Here is a 1095-nt window from a genome sequence, read left to right as displayed (position 1 = left end):
CCGATCCAGGCGGCGACGCTGCCGAACTCCCTGGCCGGCCGGGATGTGCTGGGCCGCGGGCGTACCGGTTCGGGCAAGACGCTTGCCTTCGGTCTGGCGTTGCTGGCCCGTACCGAGGGCAGGCGTGCCGAGCCACGTCAGCCGCTGGCGCTGGTCCTGGTTCCGACCCGCGAGCTGGCTCAGCAGGTCACCGACGCGCTCACCCCCTACGCCCGGTCGCTGAAGCTGCGGCTGGCCACCGTGGTCGGCGGTATGTCGATCGGCCGCCAGGCCAGTGCGCTGCGCGCCGGGGCCGAGGTCGTGGTGGCGACGCCGGGCCGCCTCAAGGACCTCATCGAGCGCAAGGACTGCCGTCTGGACCGGGTGGACATCACCGTCCTGGACGAAGCCGACCAGATGGCCGACATGGGCTTCATGCCCCAGGTCACCGAACTCCTCGACCAGGTACGCCCCGAGGGCCAGCGGATGCTGTTCTCGGCCACCCTGGACCGCAATGTCGACCTGCTGGTGCGCCGCTACCTCCACGACCCGGTGGTCCACTCCGTCGACCCCTCCGCGGGCGCGGTCACCACGATGGAACACCACGTCCTGCACGTCCACGGCGCCGACAAGTACGCCACCACCACCGAGATCGCAGCCCGCGACGGCCGCGTGATCATGTTCCTGGACACCAAGCACGCCGTGGACCAGCTCACCAAGCACCTGCTCAACAGCGGCGTACGCGCCGCCGCGCTGCACGGCGGCAAGTCCCAGCCCCAGCGCAACCGCACCCTGGCCCAGTTCAAGACCGGCCACGTCACCGCGCTGGTGGCCACCAACGTCGCAGCCCGCGGCATCCACGTCGACAACCTCGACCTCGTCGTCAACGTCGACCCGCCCAGCGACCACAAGGACTACCTGCACCGCGGCGGCCGCACCGCCCGCGCCGGCGAGTCCGGCAGCGTCGTCACCCTGGTCCTGCCCAACCAGCGCCGCGACATGGCACGCCTCATGGCAGACGCCGGCATCACCCCGCACACCACCCACGTCCGCTCCGGCGAAGCCGAACTCAACCGCATCACCGGCGCCCAGCCCCCCTCCGGCATCCCCATCACC

At 71.2% G+C, this 1095-nt stretch carries 1 protein-coding gene; it reads left to right on the top strand.

Features of this window, described 5'->3' with window-relative positions:
• On the top strand, positions 1-1095 hold a 1095-nt coding region (locus tag AB0D12_RS41375; protein ID WP_362695285.1), incomplete at both ends, for a DEAD/DEAH box helicase.

It is taken from the genome of Streptomyces sp. NPDC048479 (assembly GCF_040651435.1).
In the GTDB taxonomy this organism is placed as follows: Bacteria; Actinomycetota; Actinomycetes; order Streptomycetales; family Streptomycetaceae; genus Streptomyces.
Note: the sequence above shows the minus strand (reverse complement) of the source record. Positions and strands in the feature narration are given on the sequence as shown.